Genomic DNA, 1,089 nt, shown 5'->3' on the forward strand with positions numbered 1-1,089 from the left:
AGATAGCTACAAGCAGTTACATAGACCGTATGGCAGAAGTCACCGTCGTTTTTGCCGATCTCACCGGAAGCACCGGGGTTTTTGAATCGCTGGGCAATGCCAAGGCAACTCAGGCCATCACACGTTTGACGCAGTGGATAGGCAAGGTCAGCGTGGCCTATCGCGGCCACGTTGTGAAATACCTCGGCGACGGTGTGCTGGTGGTGTTTCCAGACAATGCGGACGCCGTTGACGCCGTAACCGAACTGCAGCGGGTTCACCGCGACCGTATCCGGAACTGGCCCGAGCACCTCAAGATGCGGTTGCAGCTGGGTGTTGCCCGCGGAGAAATTGTCGAGCAGGATGGTGACTGCTTCGGCGACGMTGTCAATGTGGCCTCCCGGTTGAGTGACCTGTCGGGCCCGGACCAGATACTCGCGACCGAAGCCGTCATCGAAAAGCTGCCAGCCGACACACTCGTACGCTCCCGAAATCTTGGCGCCATGGACATTCGTGGCCGCACCGAAGCCTGCCTGGTCCACCGCATCGAATGGCAGGCAGAGGTCATGACCGAATCATTTACCGTACCTTCCAGCCTGACGGCGCACTCGGCCCCGCAGCCCCTGGCTCTGGCGTCGATCGAGTTGTGCTGGCTGGACATCAATACCGAGTTCGCCTCGGGTGAGCTGCCGATTTTCCTGGGACGAGACCACGACGCGCAATTTGTGGTTCAAGATCCGCGCGTTTCCCGCAGGCACGCCAGAATTGAATGGCGTGCCGGCAAGTTTTACCTTGAAGATGTCAGCAGTTACGGCACCTGGGTGCGATTTTCCGACAGCGCAGCTGTCGTGGCATTGCGCCGACAGGAATGTGTGTTGCTGCAAGAGGGTGAGATTGCTCTGGGCGCCCCCTTTGAAGACTTCACGGTGCCTACCGTCAGTTTCAAGTTTGCCGACGGCAAAGTCCATCTTCAAACAAAATAGCGTCGGGCCGGCAGGAGCCGCCCCGGTTCTGCCTGGCATGCCAAATGCTCATCGCCATGGGCACCTGGCTGCACTATCCGTATCACCCGATGGAACATGATGGTCTGGTTCAAACGCATTTCTGCTG

The 1,089-nt window shown here is 58.6% G+C and carries 1 protein-coding gene; it reads left to right on the forward strand.

From position 1 onward, the window contains the following. Positions 1 to 29: 29 nt before the first annotated feature. On the forward strand, positions 30 to 962 hold the full coding sequence (locus AC1D1X_RS24125; RefSeq protein ID WP_477699462.1) for an FHA domain-containing protein: 933 nt from the start codon (positions 30 to 32) through the stop codon (positions 960 to 962). Positions 963 to 1,089: the final 127 nt, after the last annotated feature.

This window comes from Polaromonas sp. P1_G4 (genome assembly GCF_056405475.1).